The organism is Paenibacillus sp. FSL R5-0923 (genome assembly GCF_038009145.1).
Lineage (GTDB): Bacteria > Bacillota > Bacilli > Paenibacillales > Paenibacillaceae > Paenibacillus_AQ.
The window spans coordinates 5206073-5222659 of the sequence record NZ_JBBPAT010000001.1 but is presented as its reverse complement, the minus strand read 5'-3'; the positions used below and the strand labels follow the sequence as shown (position 1 = coordinate 5222659).

Below are 16587 nucleotides of genomic sequence, written 5' to 3'. Positions count from 1 at the left end.
TTTTTATCAAGAGGAGTGGAAATATGGAACAATTCAGACTGCCAACCATCTCAATGCCGAAGCTTCCGCTTCCACAAGCGATTCAAGAAGTATTGAACGAAGCAGAGGAGAAGTTAGCTCATCGCCCTAAACTATTGCAGCTTTTCAAGAACTGCTTTCCGAATACACTTGAGACTACGACTAAGCTCATGGATGATGGAACAACATTCATCATTACTGGTGATATCCCTGCTTCCTGGTTGCGAGATTCTGTGGAGCAGGTTATGCACTATGTGCCATTTGCGAAGAATGATCCGGATCTTCAACGTATCATTAGCGGTCTAATTAAACGACATATTCAGTATATACATATTGATCCGTATGCCAATGCGTTTAACGAAACAGCGAATGACTGGCATTGGAGCACTAGCGATATTACGGAAATGTCCCCTTGGGTGTGGGAACGTAAATTCGAGATCGATTCTCTCTGTTTTTCTATGCGTCTGGCTTATGCCTATTGGAAAGAAACGGGGAAAACTGATATATTCGACGCCGGATTTAAGGCAGCAATGGTCAAAATATACAATTTATTTAGAACAGAGCAACGCCATGCTGAATTATCTCCTTACCGCTTTATGCGTAATAATGGAATACCTGAAGATACGTTACGCAACAACGGTCTTGGTATGCCTGTAAATTACACGGGGATGGTCTGGTCCGGGTTCCGATCAAGCGATGATGCTTGCGACTTCCATTACAATATCCCGGGGAATATGTTCGCCGTTGTTGCATTACGTCATATGCAGGAATTCGCAGAATGGGTATTCCGTGATCTTGAATTTCTAAAAGAGCTTAAAGCATTAGAAGCGGACATTGATCATGGAATCAAGCTGTATGGTATTTATCGTCATCCGAAATTTGGCCCAATATACGCCTATGAGACCGACGGCTACGGCAACTACTGCTTGATGGATGATGCGGGAACACCGGGACTCATGTCGATTCCTTATCTAGGCTATGTTACAGCAGATGATGAGATTTATCAGAATACACGCCGATTTGCGCTGAGCAAGGAGAATCCTTTTTACTTCGAAGGAACAGCAGCGAAAGGGATTGGCAGTCCACATACTCCGAAAGATTATATCTGGCATATGGCATTGTCTATGCAAGGTTTGACGGCTTCCACGAAGGAAGAGAAGCTGGACATGCTTGCGATGCTAGAGTCAACGGATGCGGGGACTGGTTTTATGCATGAAGGATTTCATGTCGATGACCCGAATATGTTCACTAGAAAATGGTTTGCCTGGTCCAATAGTCTGTTCTCCCAACTAGTCTATAAATCGATGAAGGAAGGACTACTATGAGCAGACCTGTAATCATATTCTATGATTCTGATTTCCCAATTTCCAATTCGATTCCTAGTGACGCGATTAAATCCATGCGTGAGTTCGGTACGATCGTGAATGCGAATCAGCTTTCAGCAACGCTTAAGGAAATCGAAGGTGGATGTTTCATTAATCTGCATGCACCCTATTTCCCAAAAGCGGCATGGATAGACATTCTTGGATATTTGCAAAGAGGTGGTGGACTGATCAGCATTGGAGGTGCCCCCTTCAAACAACCCGTTCGCTGGAAAAATGAACAATGGCATGTGGAAGTGGAACAGACCTCTTATCATCAAGAGCTGTCTATTCATGAGGTACTGCGTGTTGATTGTTCTCGCAACCAGTCCTTGCTTGCATCAGATGTCATTCCTCTGCTTAAGGGGCAAGAAGCTCTTTTTATAGCGAGTGAAGAGACATGGAACCTTGTGCCACATACGACGAAGACGAGTGATTTACCCCATCAAATGGGGTCAGCAGGTCCGATGAGCACACGGATTTACCCGCTTTTGAAGGGAATTACGCATGAGGGGCGGGAAACTGCTGCTCCAGTAGTTCTTTGGGAGAATACGATTGGTTTATTTGCAGGCTCACGCTGGCTGTTCGTAAATACGGCTGCAACGGCTTCTTTATGGAAGGAAAAAGGGCTGTCCGCGATGTCTGAGTGGGTTCGTTTCTGTAGTAAGGGTGTAACGGAAATGTGGGTTAAGCCAAATTACGCTTCATATGAGTCAGGAGAACGGGCTTCTCTGACACTTCAGATTCAGCAGCTTGAGCGGGTAAAACCTTCTTTGCGAAATGAAGACAAATGGAAGTTTACAATGCATGTTGAGCATGAATCCGATCCCTCCTTACATTGGTCCCATTGTTTAGAGATGAAGGCTAATGCTGAGCTTAACATCGTTCGGGTGCCTATTCCTCTGGAAATTAGGAGTGGTCTGTTCCAAGTGGTCTGCGAAGCGGAAGCCAGTGATGGTGAGGTCCGCATTCTACGTCAAGGGTTCTGGGGGCATGCCCCTGAACTTCTGGCAGCAGGTGAACCGGTAACGAGTGGAAGAGATTATTTCATAAAAGATGGGCGTCCGCTACCTGTTGTGGGAATGACTTATATGACGAGTGATGTGGCACGAAAATTTCTATTTCTGCCGAACGTTGGGGTATGGGATCGCGATATGGGTCAAATGCGGAAGGCAGGGATTAACTGGATCCGAACAGGAATCTGGACTGCTTATCGTAATGTGATGCAAGACGATGGTCATGTTTCAGAAGAGGTACTGCGAGCGATTGATGCCTTTATCATGACGGCGAAGAAGCATGATCTTCAGGTGACTTTCACGTTCTTCTCCTTCACACCGGAAACGTGGGGTGGGGTAAATCCTTATTTGGACCCACAAAGTGTTGAGGCTCAGAAGCGTTTCATTCGTTCTATTGTATCTCGTCATAAAGCGTCTTCGAATGTAGATTGGGATCTTATTAATGAACCGTCGATGTTTGATCCGGCACGTATTTTCTCGGATGGTCCGAGTTCATGTCATGATCGCTTCGAGCAACAAGCTTTCATAGAATGGCTTCGACATAGACATGGGGAAATCGAAGTACTACAGGAACGTTGGAATATGACACCCGCACAGCTTCCGGACTTTGCATCGGCAGGGTTGCCAGAAGCGAAAGAGATGAACTTCGATGTTCAGGATATGCACAGTGCTAAAAGAGGGACGCGTTGGCTTGATTATTGCTTGTTCTCCATGGATATGCATAACCGGTGGGTGAGGCAGTTATATGACACCATTAAGGAGCAATGTCCAGATCAGATGGTTACGGTTGGGCAGGATGAAGGGCTAGGGGCGCAGCGACCTTCACCGTTCTTCTACGAGGAGACGGTGGATTACACCACTGTACATTCCTGGTGGTTTAATGATTATCTGGTGTGGGACGGCATCTTTGCCAAGACACCTAATAAGCCAAACCTAATTCAAGAGACTGGCGTCATGTATGTAGAAACTCCTGATGGACGAGCAAAACGTTCGGAGCTAGAGCTGCGAAATCTACTCGAACGCAAATATGCCTATGCGTTTGGAACTGCTGGTGCGGGGGCCATACACTGGATTTGGAATACGAACTTCTATATGGATAATGCGAATGAGTCCCATATCGGAGCATTGAGAGCAGATGGAACCGAAAAGCCAGAGGCGGATGTCTCTTATGACTTTGGGAAATTTATAGAAGGCATTCGTGACGTATTTGGAGATCGAAAACTGGAAGAGATCGCTGTGGTGTTTCCGTATTCGAATGATTTCTCTAACCGGAAGCTGGCTTTCGCTGCTACAACAGAGCTTACCCGTATTCTTTCATATGATCTAAAGATGCCTTTTAGAGGGGCTTCTGAATACCACCTAGATGATTTGGAGAACCATCCTGTGAAGCTTATTATACTGCCAAGCGCGCATAACTTCGATGATGCAGCGATGGAAAGGTTGTTACACATCGTTGAAGAGACAGGTGCGGTATTGCTTGCTACAGGCCCGCTCGACATTGATGCTTACTGGCGTTCTTCAGAGCGCTTAAGTGATATTCTTGGCAAGCGTGAATTGCGTAATGTACGCCGTGAAGAAGTGCTTAGCCTTCAAGGCCAACAACTCCCCGTCTCCTTCGGTCACCGAAGGATTGCTGAGGTATCGAAGGAAACGATGATTCACGAATCCGGCGGAAGCGGAAGCTCTACTATAGACTCAGTCATAAACATCCCGCTTGGCAAGGGTCGACTCCTATGGAGTCCACTGCCTGTTGAATTGAGCGACCGAAGTGATACTACATCTGCACTGTATCGCTACGCGCTCCATGCTGCTCATGTGGAGTGTGACTTGGAGTGGATTAGCGGAGGGGACTTAGTAGGTATCTACGGACGGAAATTGAGCTTTGCTACAGGAGCGCTCTTCACCTTCGTATCGGAATATGCTCAGGATGCGAAAATCGAGGTGAAGGATTCAGCCACTGGCCGAACCTACGCGTTCTTGTTGGAACAGGAACGTTCAGTCCTGTTTGCTACGGACTATAAAGGTGATCTTCTTGGCGTGTATCGCCAGCAGGAAGTCGAAATCCATATAACTTATCCACATCTACTACATTAAGCATCTTAGTAGAGAGTACGTATTGCATATAAGGAGGTCTTTACATTGGAACGTTCAGATAAATCTATTAAACCTCAGACTGCCCATATTATTTCTCATACTCACTGGGACCGGGAATGGTATCTTCCATATGAGAAGCATCATGTACGCCTTATTAAACTGGTCGATGAATTGCTGGATCGATTGGATGAGGATGGTGAATTTAAGAGTTTTTATCTTGACGGACAGACAATCATTCTGGAAGATTATCTTCAAGTTCGTCCCGAGAATCAAGATCGTCTACAAAAACATATTACGGAGGGTCGTCTTCTGATTGGACCTTGGTATATTCTGCAAGATGCTTTCCTTACTAGCGGAGAGGCAAATGTACGTAATATGCAGATTGGTCATCAGGATTCGAAGCGTTACGGTGAACCTTCTAAGATCGGTTATTTTCCGGACACCTTTGGTCTAGTGGGTCAGACTCCACAATTAATGAAGCAATCAGGCATCAATAATGCCTTTTTTGGAAGAGGTGTAAAGCCGACTGGATTCAACAATACAGTATCGGACGGTGGATATGAATCTTCGTTCTCCGAGCTGATATGGGAAGGTCCGGATGGATCGAAAGTGCTTGGAATTCTATTTGCGAATTGGTATTCGAACGGAAACGAAGTGCCAGTGAATGAAACAGAGGCAAAAGAGTTCTGGGAGAAGAAGTTAGCAGATGCTCGGAAATTTGCCTCTACAGGCGAGTTATTATTCATGAACGGCTGCGATCATCAACCGGCTCAACTGGATTTGCCGGAGGCTATTGAAACTGCGAAGCGGCTATATCCAGATATGGAGTTTATCCATTCCAACTTCCCTGATTACCTTAAAGCTGTAGAGGATGTAATGGATCACAACAATTTGTCGACCGTAAAGGGCGAACTGCGGAGCCAGCACACTGACGGATGGGGGACGTTAGTGAATACCGCATCTGCTCGTGTCTATTTGAAACAGATGAATCAGGAAGGGCAAGTCTTGCTTGAAAAGGTGGCCGAGCCACTCGCTTCATTCGCACATGTATTGGGCAAAGATTACCCTCATCATCTGTTCACCTATGCCTGGAAGACGCTAATGCAGAATCACCCTCACGACAGCATTTGTGGCTGCAGCGTGGATGAGGTACATCGCGAAATGGTAACCCGGTTTGATAAAAGCCGTCATGTAGCAGAGACCATTGTTGATGATAGTAAGCGCATGATCGCTGAAGCTGTGGATACGTCCGGTTTTGCAGCATATGGTGAAGAAGTGCTTCCGTTAGTAGTCATGAATATGACAGGGTGGAGACGCACGGGTACAGTGAGCATAGAAATTGATGCGGCACGTCTATATTTGCGAGAGGGTTTCTCTCTAGAAGAAACGGCCAGCCGTATGAAAGATATTGACTTAAACGGTCGTGAATTAGTAGACGATCAAGGGAATGCCATTACATGCCAGATGGAGGATTTGGGTCTTCAGTTTGGTTATGATTTGCCTGACGATAAATTCCGCCAGCCCTATATGTGCCGCCGAGTAAGACTTACCTTTGAAGCTGTGCAAGTTCCGGCGCTGGGTCTTCGTGCATATGCGTGGGTTCGTCGTGCTAACGCAGGGTTGCCTATAGCTCCTGAATCTTTGCTTCAAGGGGATCGGGTGTTGGAGAATGAGGCCATCAAAGTAGTGATCCATGATAATGGTTCATTTACGCTAAGTGACAAAGCCAGTGGCATGACCTACCGGGATCTTGGTGTGTATGAGAACACAGGTGATATCGGGAATGAATACATGTATAAACAGCCAGAGGGTGAACAAGCTTTAACGACCAAGGGACTACAGGCGAATATTTGCGTTCTGGAAAATACACCTTATCGAGCATCTGTGGAAATTAAGCATGACTGGGAGATTCCAGCCTCAGCAGATAATAAGCTGGACGAGGAACAGCGTGCCCTTGTGTACTACCCGGAGCGGAAAGCGCAGCGCAGTAGTGACACAGTCATTCTTAAACTTCGTACCGTAATTAGCTTGGAGCGGGGCGGGAAGGGGCTGCATATCGAAACGACGATAGACAATAAAGCCAAAGATCACCGGATTCGTGCGCTATTTCCGACAGATTTGAACACCGCCACACATCATGTGGATTCGATGTTTGAGGTTGCGGAGCGGAATATTGAGCCAGCTACAGAATGGATGAATCCGAGTAACACGCAGCATCAGCAGGCCTTTGTTGATATCAGTAATGAAACAGCCGGTCTAACCGTCGCTAACTTTGGATTAAATGAATATGAAGTGCTAAGAGACGGTCATAACACCATTGCGATTACACTACTCCGTAGCGTGGGTGAACTGGGAGACTGGGGTTTGTTCCCAACTCCAGAAGCGCAATGTCTCGGAGAGCACGTTGTACGTATGGAGCTCATCCCACACACAGGAGATGGTATAACCTCAGGTGCTTTTGCTGAAGCTTATCAATTCCAGATTCCTTGGGTCGTATGTCAGACTGATGTACATGAAGGAGCGGTTGCTCCGGTGTATACTCCATTCGAATGGGAGAGTCAGGAGCTCGCATTTTCCTCTCTAAAAATGAACGAGCAGACTGGAGACCTACTGCTTCGCTGGTACAACATGAGTCAGCAGAGTACCGACCTGACCATCCGTTCAACGATACCGCAGCAGTATTTCTATAAGACGTCGATCCTGGAAGAGGAGAGCCACCCACTCTCTAGCGAAGAGAAAGGTAGTTCGGCCTTACAGATCGGTCCATGCGAAATTGTAACGATTGGTATTCGGAGATAATATGAATATAAAGACGATAGTTAACCTAGGTATCAGCTTAGGAGCTATCGTCTTTTTTTTGAAAAAAAGATTGCCAAATATAACTAATAAAATTAAAATTAGTTTGTATAGAAAACTTGGTTTTGTATAATGTTTGAAAGAGGTGCTCACATGGACAAAAAATATTGGGTGCCTGCTTTGGAGAAAGCAGACGGGATTCTACGCCTTGTATCAGAGGAACCCTATAAGCATCGATTAATTGATTTATCCAATCAGCTTGGTATCCATAAGAGTTCTATGTATTCTATTTTGCAGACTATGGAAGTACTTGATTGGGTGAATAGAGATACTAACGATACTTATGCCGTTGGCTCCGCTGCGGGAAGGTGGGGAGATTCCTACTTGCAAGGTCAGGACTTAATCTCATCATTTCACCGAGAAGCTACCGCCACAAGAGATCGTCTGCAAGAGACAGTTCAGTTGGCCAGACTTGAAGGTAATAAAGTGTTGTATCTAGCTAAGGAGGAAGCGCCGACTATGGTCAGGCTAGCATCCGGCCCCGGTATGAAGTTCCCTGCTCATGTGACTGCACTTGGAAAATTGCTCCTGTCGTTCATTGATGATAAAGATCTGGATTCATTGTACCCGATTCAAGAATTAACGAGCGCTACAGAGTATTCATTGAAAACGAAGGCGGATCTGGTTAAGCAACTGCGAATCATCCGTGATGAGGGGATTGCTTTCGATGAGCAGGAAGTTATCGTTGGGTTCAGCTGTGTTTCAGCCCCGATCCTATCTAAATCAGGTGAGGCTATCGCAGCAGTGAGCTGTACCATGCAGCAGCATATCTGGGAGAAAAAGAAGGATGTTGCGGAGGCTGAAATTCGTCATTTGGCGAATCGGTTATCGCTATACCAAGGAGGCAATCATTAATGAGATTAGCCAATAAAGTCATCTTAATTACGGGATCAGGTTCAGGGATCGGGAGAAGCACGGCATTGCTGTTTGCTCGTGAAGGTGCAACTGTAATTGTGAACGATTTAGATGAAGCTAGAGGTATAGAGACTTTGAAGGATATTCATGCAGATGGAGGAAAAGGTCATTTCATCCATGCGGATGTGACCCATGCTGAATCTGTAGAGCAGATGGTAGATCAAATCATTGAACAATATGGTTATATAGATGTGCTTTTTAACAATGCAGGGATTAGCGGAGTAGGCGCTTTGCATGAAGTTGAACCGGATGCATGGGAACGGGTAATTCAGGTTAATATTCGGGGGGTATATTTGCCCTCCAAATATGTGCTTCCTCATATGATGAAACGAAAATCTGGCAACATCATTAATATGTCCTCTTGCGTCGCAGAAATCGGGCTCGCCAGAAGAGCTTCTTATTCAGCTACCAAAGGAGCGGTATTGGCCCTGACGAAATCCATGCAAGTAGATTACGCAGCATACAATATTCGTGTAAATGCCCTTTTACCAGGTACAATCCTAACACCGTTCGTTGAGAAATACTTAAAAACCTCTTACGATAATCCGGAAACTGCGATTGCGTCAATTAAGAAGCGTCAGCTTAGTGAAGAGCTCGGCTTACCTGAGGATGTTGCCCAAGCCGCCTTATTTCTCGCTTCGGATGAATCAAAATTTATGATGGGTTCTCCTCTCTATATTGATGGAGGCGCAACTTTTGGAAAAAATGCCTGAACAGCATTAAAACGATAAAAGGAAGGGGAATTAATAATGAAGTTATTAACATTCGTTAACAATGGTGATTACCAATTGGGGGTCGTAACAGAAAAAGGGATACTGGATGTTGCAAGCGCTTTAATAGATTTGCCTACACAGCATGGGTATTCCGTACCTATGACCGTTCACGAAGTCATTGACGGTGGTAAGGCAGCGGCTTCGAGGTTGGATCAATTCACAACTCAAGCACTGGATATGGCTGGAGAAGACTGTTCATACCTAATAGATGAAGCGAAGTTGACGCTCGGTCCATGCGTGACTCATCCAAATAAAATCATCTGCGTCGGTCTTAACTATCGCAAGCATGCGGTGGAAACGAACGCAGCAATTCCTGAGTTCCCGATATTGTTCAATAAATTCAATAACACGTTGACGGGACATGGCGACGATATTTCCCTTCCAAGAGTGACGAAAAAAGTTGATTACGAAGCAGAGCTTGTTATCGTTATCGGTAAATCAGCTAAGTACGTTACGAAAGAGGACGCGCTTAACCACGTATTTGGTTATTGCAACGTAAATGATTTATCCGCACGGGACTTGCAGCTAAGGACTCAGCAATGGCTGTTAGGCAAGTCATGTGATAAATTCTCTCCTCTTGGACCTTATCTAGTTACAGCGGATGAAATCGAAAACCCGAATGATTTAGAGATTAAATGTACAGTCAACGGAGAAATCCGCCAGCACTCCAATACGTCAGATATGATTTTCCAATGCGATGAGATCGTAAGTTATATTTCGCAACATATGACGCTTGTTCCTGGAGACATCATTCTGACTGGAACACCAGAAGGCGTCGTCCTCGGTTATCCGGTAGATCAGCAGATTTACCTGAAGGATGGTGATATCGTCACGATTGAGATTGAAAAGCTCGGCAAGCTGACGAACCGGCTCGTTAAGGAAGACTGACAATGTACTCAATTTGTGAGGTGAAAGCATGAGAATTGATGCGCATCAGCATTATTGGCAATTAAGTCGAGGAGATTACGGATGGCCTACACTAGAAGTTCCATTACTATATCGAGATTTTATGCCTGATGACCTGACAGAATCATTATTACGACATGGAATCACGAAAACCATTGTTGTTCAAGCAGCGGCTACTGTTGAAGAAACTGAATTTCTACTAAGTTTATGCGAGACCCATGATTCAATAGCTGGTGTTGTGGGCTGGTTGGATTTAGAGCAGGACAATTTTGCGGAAACCTTTGAACTTTTGCGTAAATATCCTCATTTTATTGGCCTCCGATTGATGCTTCAAAGTATTGATGCTGATGAATATTTGCAACGTCCTCATGTTATTCATCATTTAAAATGGTTAGAGACGATGGGATTCCCTGTTGATTTATTGATCCATGCTGCACAATTCCCAGCCGTATTGAAATTGCTCAAGCTTGTGCCAAATTTACATGCGGTCATTGACCATATAGGTAAGCCACAAATTTCCCAGCAAGAATCCTCACCTTGGCAAGAGTGGGTTACGGAGGTCGCGCAATATTCGCAGATGTATTGCAAGCTTTCAGGTATGGTTACCGAAGCAAATATGGCGACCTGGGTAGAATCTGACTTTAACTTTTATATCAAACACGTCATACAGGCATTTGGACTAAACCGAGTCATATTCGGTAGTGACTGGCCAGTGTGCCTGCTTGCAGCAAGCTATGATCAAACAGTAAGCATTTTGTTAAACAATTTACCTGAAGCGCTTACAGAGCGAGAATTAGACGATGTTTTTGGCAATAATGCGATCCGCTTTTATCAATTGGAGACATCACATTTTATTGAAACTGGAGTGTAGCCTATGCAATTACAAGGGAAAGTCGTTATTGTTACAGGCGGTGGCTCCGGGATTGGCGAAGCGACTGCCAAATTATTTGCCAGTGAGGGTGCTAAGGTGATCATTGCGGACTGGAATGAAGCTGAAGCTAAAAGAGTAGTCGAGGAAATTCATTCAGTTCATTGTGGGGATTCTGTTGCTTATGCTGTGAAAACAGATGTTTCATCGGAGCTAGAGGTTAAACAATTGGTAGAATGGGTCCTAAATAAGTTTGGCAAGATTGACATTCTATTCAATAACGCAGCTGTTGTATTGCCGAAGTGCTTGGAGGATATTTCTGAAACAGAATGGACTCGTACCTTGGATATCAATTTGAAGAGTGTCTATTTGATGATTAAATTCTGCATTCCTTCGATTAGAGAAAACCGTGGCTGCATCGTGAATATGGCTTCATTAAGCGGAATGGTAGGCCAAAAGCAAAATCCGGTATACTCGGCTTCAAAAGGCGCAATTATTGCAATGACTAAAGCATTAGCGTTGGATTATGCGAACGATGGAGTTCGTGTCAATTGCATATGTCCAGCAGGTGTAATGACGCCTTTATTAGAAGAGTGGATCGGTCAACAGCCCAATCCGGCAACTACAGTACAAGATTTGATCGATATGCATCCATTGGGAAGATGTGCTTCAACGGAAGAGATAGCTAGAGCCGTGTTGTATTTAGCGAGTGATTTATCCGGATTTGTTACGGGTGTAGCGCTCCCTGTTGATGGTGGAGCAGCCTTAGGTTATTAATGAGTTATTGGAAAGGGAGGGGCGGAATGACTCGATATGGGAGTGTTATTCATGTCAAGGATGAGAAGCTAGAAGAATACAAATCGTTACATGCATCTGTATGGCCAGAAGTGTTGGATAGATTAAGGAAATGCAACATTAAGAACTATTCCATTTTTTATAGAGACGGCTACTTGTTCAGTTATTTTGAATATACAGGGGATGACTATACGGCTGATATGGCCATCATGGCTGAAGATCCTCGTACACAAGAATGGTGGAGCTTAACAGATCCTTGTCAGTATCCTGTGAAGTCTGCATTAGAGGGTGAATGGTGGGCGAGTATGGATGAGGTTTTCCATTTGGATTGAGTATTCATTTCATTTAAAGCTAGGGAGATGAAAAATATGAAAATTACTAACGTAGAAAGCTTCGTCTTACACGTACCGATTACACCACCAATAACGGATGCAATTAATGTTGCTACGCATTGGGGACTTGCAGGCGTTCGGATTTTTACAGATGAGGGTTTTGTGGGGTATGGGTATACAGGAACTTGTGCACATGGTGATGATATGATCGTTGATACGATTGATCGTTATTACGCTCCTTTATTAATTGGCAAAGATCCGTTTATGGTGAAAGAGATTTGGGATGAGCTGCGTTTTGGAAAAATGCATTGGATTGGTAGAGCGGGAGTTACTCATATGGCGTTGGCAGCAGTAGATATTGCACTTTGGGATATTATGGCGAAGGCTTCCAATAAACCTTTGTGGCAGTATCTTGGAGGACATAAATCCAAACAAATAAAAGCTTATAATACAAACGGCGGCTGGTTGAACTGGTCCAAAGAACGTTTGATTAAGGACGTTACTGAAATTGTAGAGCAGGGCTTCACTGGAGTCAAAATTAAAGTGGGTAAAGCAGATTCACATGAGGACTATGATCGTTGCAAAGCTGTTCGTAAGGCGATAGGAGATCAAACCATCTTCATGATCGATGTGAACCAACAGTGGAATATCAATACAGCGATGACATGGGGGAAGAAGTTAGAGGAGTTTGATTTGTTCTGGTTAGAAGAACCCTTAAATCCAGATGACATCATGGGTCATAAGAAGCTGGCCGATGCATTAAATGTACCTATTGCGTTAGGTGAACATGTCTATACGAAATATGCATTCCGGGATTATATCCATCAAGGGGCACTCGAATATTGCCAAGTAGATGTAACACGTGTTGGTGGGATTACGGAATGGCAACAGGTTGCAGGTTTAGCCGCTTCATACGATATTCCGATTTGTCCGCATGTTGGTGATATGGGGCAAATTCATCAGCATTTGGTTGCAGCAACACCAGGTGCGATCATGCTGGAATACATTCCTTGGATCCGCCATATTTTTGTGGAGCCGGCTACGGTTGTTAATGGGCACTACATACTACCTCAAATGCCGGGTGCATCAACGGAGATTATACCAACGCTGTTTGAGCAGTATCGCGTGAGATAATGAAGTGATGGAAGGGGTTCATAAGATCACTCGCAAGGGTCTCTTCCTGTTAGCGGACTTTCTGTATCCGAACAATCTTGCTTTGATTATCGTCTTTTAAATGATGCTTTAAGCCTACGCTCATAAGTGCTTGACTGCTATACAGTCTTTCCAGTCCGTAAATTCGGAACATGAACAACAAACCCCGCTTTATGCATGTTATATGCAATAAGCGGGGTTGGTTGTTTTTAGCATTTGAGTCAAGAAGAAGACTTACTACGCGTTGGGGAACTGATATGATCAATCTGCTCGTCTAGAACGGTGCTGGCTTTGCCTAAAAATTGTGAAATGAGGGCCAGTTCTTCATCCGTATAGGAAGCAGCCAATTTAACCATAGCGGTATGAAGTGGCATGTACGTGTCAATGACATCTTCTTTATTTTCATACAACGGGACAATAATTACTTTACGGCGATCATTAGGGTCATTTTGTCTGCGAACGTATCCGTTTTTTTCGAGACGATCTATTAATGCAGTAACGCTACCTGTGGCAAGTCCAGTTAGTTTGGACAGCTCTCCAGCGGTAATGGGGCCTTTTTCACGCAGGATATCCACAGACAAAAAATCATTATTGTATAACCCAAGAGAGGCGGCTACGTTTTGCTGGTATACCACCGTTCGGGTTCCCAGACCACGCATGAGTAAGGTGAATTGTTCTTGCTCTGGTGTAGGTTGTGCTTGTTCATGGCTTGACAAAGGATAACGCCCCTTTTAAAATCTTTATATCTCGTTAATCAAGATATTTGATTATGAAGTTATTTTAAAATGTGTTATTTTACAAATACATTCTATCGAATTAAGCATACTTTTGCAAAAAAAGTAGTATGACAGCATTCGTAAATGGTTATGGATAAGAGATATATCTATGTGTGATTGCTTTAATTGAGAGGGGAATCATTGTGAAAGAAGCTATTGTTATTAAAGGTGCACGAGAGAACAATCTGAAGAATGTCTCGCTCACGATTCCTAAGTATAAGCTTGTTGTTCTGACGGGACCTTCGGGATCAGGAAAATCGACGTTAGCTATGGATACACTTCAGCGGGAATGCCAAAGACAGTATTTAGATTCCATGGGCATGACTTCAGATACGATCAGTAAACCAAAGGTCGAGTCCATTGTTGGACTGTCTCCATCCATTAGCGTTGGACAGCATGTTACGAATCGTAATCCACGCTCGACAGTAGGGACTGTAACTGACATCTATACCTTTGTCAGGTTTATTTTTTCTAGATTAGGGGAGCGGATTTGCCCTTCTTGCAATGGTAGCATACCACCTTCTTTTGAAGCGAGGGGGCTACTAATAGAAGAAGACGAGGAAATGGAAGGTCAGTCGATGGGCTGTCCGCATTGCGGAGCTGAGCTTGAGAAACTTGGCATGTCACATTTTTCCTTCAATAAGCCGGAAGGGGCTTGTGAAGCTTGTGGTGGACTTGGGTCTGTGGCGACTATAAATGAAGCAGCGGTATTTAATCCAGAGCTTAGCATGAAAGAGGGGGGAGTAGCTTCTCTGAATGGCGTTCATCGGGATATACAGATGCGGATATTAGTAGCGGCGGGAAAACATTTTGGATTTGTGTTTGACCCGGATCAACCGTTGAAGGATTACGGTGAGATTCAGCGTGATTTGCTCTACTACGGTGTGGAGAGTGAAGCTTTTAAACGCCATTTCCCTAATATTAAGCCAATCCAAGGGACGAAGTTTGAAGGTGTTATACCCGGTTTGTGGCGGCGGTATAAGGAGAAGGAAGGGGAGGCTGGTACGCAGGAGAAAGATGGCGGATTTTTTCATGAGCAGCAATGCCCGGAATGCCTAGGAGCTCGCCTGAAAAAAGAAGTTCGTCTAGTTCGAGTAGCTGACGCATCGATCATAGATGTATCTGACTGGTCGCTTAGTGAGGTGTATGAGTGGACGAAAGGACTGGAGGCGGCACTGCCTGCCGAAGGTCTACATCTACTTGAGCCGATCCTTCATGATATGCCTACTAGACTAAAGCGGATTATCGATGTTGGCCTAGGTTATCTTTCCATGAACCGGCAGACAGTCTCTTTATCTGGCGGGGAAGCACAGCGCCTGCGTCTAGCATCACTGCTGGGTTCAGGGTTGACCGGTGTTTTATACATTCTGGATGAACCGACGACGGGACTTCATCCTCGGGATACAGTTGGCCTTATTCGTGTGCTTCAGGAGCTGCGTGATCTGGGGAATACCGTGCTCGTTATTGAACATGATATTGAGATGATGCGTGCTGCGGATCATATTATTGATATGGGTCCGGGTGCTGGATTGCATGGTGGAATCGTTGTTGGTGAAGGTAGTTTAGAAGATTTGATGGCAAGCGAGCTTTCGGTTACAGGAGCTTATCTCAGAGAAGAGCGTCTCGAAGTTCCCACACGTATTCGCCGAAAAGGGAACGGAAAGCAGATCACTATCCGGCAGGCACAGTACCGGAATATTGATATTCAAGAAGTCTCCATTCCACTTGGTTGTCTTGTATCTGTAACAGGGGTTTCGGGTTCGGGTAAGTCCACGCTTATATTTGATATCCTTGCGCAAGGAAGCTCTAATGGTCATGAACAAACAGGCTGTAAGGAGATTACGGGTTTAGGTGAAGTCGGGAGCATTGTGATCTTTGACCAATCACCCATGGGTAGAATGCAGCGTTCTAATGTAGCGACCTATACCGATGTATTTACACATCTGCGTCAGTTATTTGCGGCTTTGCCAGAGGCGAAGAAAAGAAAACTGACCTCCAAGCATTTCTCTTTTAACACACCGGGGGGACGGTGCGAAACCTGTCAGGGACTTGGTGTATTGTCCGTAGACATGAACTTTCTGCCTGATCTAGAAGTAAAGTGTCACGCCTGCAAAGGAAGACGGTTTACGGATGAGGTCTTACAGGTGAAGTATGATGGCTTCTCTATCTCAGATCTGTTGGACATGTCTATACAGGAAAGCTTGCCGATTCTTAAGTCGGAGGCCAAAATGGCCGGTATTATTGAGACGTTGTGTGAGGTGGGTCTTGGATACCTTAAATGGGGACAATCTGTCAAAACCTTATCAGGCGGCGAGGGACAGCGGATCAGGCTGGCCAAAGAGCTGAGCAAGCCATCTAAAAATCATACGCTCTATTTGCTGGATGAACCAACGACAGGTCTACATCCGTCAGACATCAAGCAACTTCATACCTTATTGAGCAAATTGGTAGATACGGGAAATACGGTTGTTGTTGTGGAGCACAGCTTAGAACTGATTCGGGAGTCTGACTGGGTGATCGACATTGGCCCTGAAGGGGGCACAGTTGGAGGTAAGCTTGTAGCTGAAGGCACACCGGAGCAGGTCGCTGAAGTACAGGAATCTTATACAGGGATGTTCTTGAAACGGATTCTGGCTGAGGGCTTTAATCCACTTTAAATCAGATATCCATTTTGAAAAAAGAGAGTGCCCCGAAGCCATACAATCCATGGCTTCGGGGCACTTCT

At 44.8% G+C, this 16587-nt stretch carries 12 protein-coding genes; 11 read left to right on the top strand and 1 reads right to left on the bottom strand.

Going from position 1 to position 16587, the window contains the following annotated elements; all coding sequences use genetic code 11:
* The first annotated feature begins 23 nt into the window (after nt 1–23).
* The 10 genes from MKX35_RS23515 to MKX35_RS23470 all read left to right on the top strand — a co-directional run bounded on the left by MKX35_RS23515 (nt 24) and on the right by MKX35_RS23470 (nt 13068).
* Entirely contained in the window at nt 24–1343 is a 1320-nt protein-coding gene (locus tag MKX35_RS23515; protein ID WP_076298481.1) for a glycoside hydrolase family 125 protein, read from the top strand.
* On the top strand, nt 1340–4489 hold the full coding sequence (locus tag MKX35_RS23510; RefSeq protein ID WP_076298480.1) for a beta-galactosidase: 3150 nt from the start codon (nt 1340–1342) through the stop codon (nt 4487–4489). Before MKX35_RS23515 ends, MKX35_RS23510 begins: the two co-directional genes overlap by 4 nt.
* Nucleotides 4490–4534: 45 nt before the next feature.
* Nucleotides 4535–7288 carry an alpha-mannosidase gene (locus tag MKX35_RS23505; RefSeq protein ID WP_076283083.1) on the top strand — a complete coding sequence of 918 codons (2754 nt, stop codon included), beginning with the start codon at nt 4535–4537 and terminating at the stop codon, nt 7286–7288.
* Between the two features lie 150 nt (nt 7289–7438).
* On the top strand, nt 7439–8200 hold the full coding sequence (locus MKX35_RS23500; RefSeq protein ID WP_076283082.1) for an IclR family transcriptional regulator: 762 nt from the start codon (nt 7439–7441) through the stop codon (nt 8198–8200).
* Nucleotides 8200–8973, top strand: a complete 774-nt coding sequence (locus tag MKX35_RS23495; protein WP_076283081.1) for an SDR family NAD(P)-dependent oxidoreductase — start codon at nt 8200–8202, stop codon at nt 8971–8973. Before MKX35_RS23500 ends, MKX35_RS23495 begins: the two co-directional genes overlap by 1 nt.
* Before the next feature lie 36 nt (nt 8974–9009).
* Nucleotides 9010–9921, top strand: coding sequence for a fumarylacetoacetate hydrolase family protein (locus tag MKX35_RS23490; protein WP_076283080.1), 912 nt, complete (start codon nt 9010–9012; stop codon nt 9919–9921).
* A gap of 28 nt (nt 9922–9949) precedes the next feature.
* Nucleotides 9950–10810 (top strand): amidohydrolase family protein, encoded by an 861-nt coding sequence (locus tag MKX35_RS23485; RefSeq protein ID WP_076283079.1) that lies wholly within the window; start codon nt 9950–9952, stop codon nt 10808–10810.
* Nucleotides 10811–10813: 3 nt separating this feature from the next.
* Nucleotides 10814–11584, top strand: a complete 771-nt coding sequence (locus MKX35_RS23480) for an SDR family NAD(P)-dependent oxidoreductase (RefSeq protein ID WP_076283078.1) — start codon at nt 10814–10816, stop codon at nt 11582–11584.
* A gap of 26 nt (nt 11585–11610) precedes the next feature.
* Nucleotides 11611–11934 (top strand): L-rhamnose mutarotase, encoded by a 324-nt coding sequence (locus tag MKX35_RS23475; protein ID WP_076283077.1) that lies wholly within the window; start codon nt 11611–11613, stop codon nt 11932–11934.
* A 36-nt stretch (nt 11935–11970) separates the two neighbouring features.
* Nucleotides 11971–13068 carry a mandelate racemase/muconate lactonizing enzyme family protein gene (locus MKX35_RS23470; RefSeq protein WP_076283076.1) on the top strand — a complete coding sequence of 366 codons (1098 nt, stop codon included), beginning with the start codon at nt 11971–11973 and terminating at the stop codon, nt 13066–13068.
* A 239-nt stretch (nt 13069–13307) separates the two neighbouring features.
* Here the strand turns inward: MKX35_RS23470 and MKX35_RS23465 are convergent, their stop codons facing one another.
* Nucleotides 13308–13745 (bottom strand): MarR family transcriptional regulator, encoded by a 438-nt coding sequence (locus MKX35_RS23465; protein WP_076283391.1) that lies wholly within the window; start codon nt 13743–13745, stop codon nt 13308–13310.
* Nucleotides 13746–14005: 260 nt separating this feature from the next.
* On the opposite strand from MKX35_RS23465, the gene uvrA reads away from it, so the two are divergent.
* Nucleotides 14006–16519, top strand: a complete 2514-nt coding sequence (uvrA, locus tag MKX35_RS23460) for an excinuclease ABC subunit UvrA (RefSeq protein ID WP_076298610.1) — start codon at nt 14006–14008, stop codon at nt 16517–16519.
* The last annotated feature ends 68 nt before the right edge of the window (nt 16520–16587 follow it).

Excerpts from the sequence above, each read along its gene's own strand:
- MKX35_RS23515 (WP_076298481.1), top strand. The coding sequence starts at position 24 with ATGGAACAATTCAGACTGCCAACCATCTCAATGCCGAAGCTTCCGCTT.
- MKX35_RS23510 (WP_076298480.1), top strand. The coding sequence starts at position 1,340 with ATGAGCAGACCTGTAATCATATTCTATGATTCTGATTTCCCAATTTCC.
- MKX35_RS23500 (WP_076283082.1), top strand. The coding sequence starts at position 7,439 with ATGGACAAAAAATATTGGGTGCCTGCTTTGGAGAAAGCAGACGGGATT.
- MKX35_RS23495 (WP_076283081.1), top strand. The coding sequence starts at position 8,200 with ATGAGATTAGCCAATAAAGTCATCTTAATTACGGGATCAGGTTCAGGG.
- MKX35_RS23490 (WP_076283080.1), top strand. The coding sequence starts at position 9,010 with ATGAAGTTATTAACATTCGTTAACAATGGTGATTACCAATTGGGGGTC.
- MKX35_RS23485 (WP_076283079.1), top strand. The coding sequence starts at position 9,950 with ATGAGAATTGATGCGCATCAGCATTATTGGCAATTAAGTCGAGGAGAT.
- MKX35_RS23480 (WP_076283078.1), top strand. The coding sequence starts at position 10,814 with ATGCAATTACAAGGGAAAGTCGTTATTGTTACAGGCGGTGGCTCCGGG.
- MKX35_RS23475 (WP_076283077.1), top strand. The coding sequence starts at position 11,611 with ATGACTCGATATGGGAGTGTTATTCATGTCAAGGATGAGAAGCTAGAA.
- MKX35_RS23470 (WP_076283076.1), top strand. The coding sequence starts at position 11,971 with ATGAAAATTACTAACGTAGAAAGCTTCGTCTTACACGTACCGATTACA.
- MKX35_RS23465 (WP_076283391.1), bottom strand. The coding sequence starts at position 13,745 with ATGCGTGGTCTGGGAACCCGAACGGTGGTATACCAGCAAAACGTAGCC.